Annotated in this window: 2 protein-coding genes; one reads left to right on the forward strand and one right to left on the reverse strand. The window is 70.1% G+C overall.

What is annotated here, in order from left to right:
• Positions 1–181: hypothetical protein (locus AC1DWF_RS34755; RefSeq protein ID WP_476843023.1), on the forward strand; the 181-nt coding region annotated here is incomplete at its 5' end.
• Between the two features lie 48 nt (positions 182–229).
• Here AC1DWF_RS34755 and AC1DWF_RS34760 read toward each other — a convergent pair.
• On the reverse strand, positions 230–696 hold a 467-nt coding region (locus tag AC1DWF_RS34760), incomplete at its 5' end, for an amidohydrolase family protein (RefSeq protein ID WP_476843024.1).

Here is a 696-nt window from a genome sequence, read left to right on the forward strand (position 1 = left end):
CTACACGACATGCCGTGCGATGCTCGACCGGCGCAGCGCTATCGTCGCGTCGCGGGCGCCGGGGTCGGGCAATCCGGCGGGACTGCCCATCTATCACCGGCCCCCCGACCTGCCGTCGCCGCGGGAGCAGGGCTGCATGGAGGTGCCGATCAACGGGCAGTACTACACGAACTGCCCGTGAGCCTGGCTGGTCGCGGGCTTCAGACCTACGGCGCCTTCGCGCCTCCGGTCATCCCGCTCCGGCGATCCGGTACAGCGCCTTCGCGTTGTCGTGGAACAGCGCGCGGATCTGATCGCGCGGCAGGTCCGCGACGGCGCGCTTGAAGCCCGTGTAGATCGTGTCGAAGCTCGCGACGAGGCTATCCACCGGGAAGTTGCTGGCGAAGAGGCAGCGCTGCCAGCCGAGGATGGCGATGGCCTCGCGCACGATCAGGCCGTTCTGCGCCTCGGGCCAGGTGCCCGGCGGCAGGCCGATCCCGGAGAGCTTCAGCCGTACATCCGGATAGGGCCCCAGCAGCGCCAGCGCCTTGCGCCAACCGGCCAGCCCCTCGGGCGAGCGGTCGGCCGGCAGGCCGGTGTGGTTGAGCACGAAGGGGATGCCGGGATGGTCGCGGGCCACCTCCGCCATGGCCGTCAGGTCCCACCAGGGTACCTGCACCTCGCAGACGAAGCCCTTGTTTCCGAGTTCCAGGAAGC

It is taken from the genome of Aminobacter sp. P4_D5 (assembly GCF_056401815.1).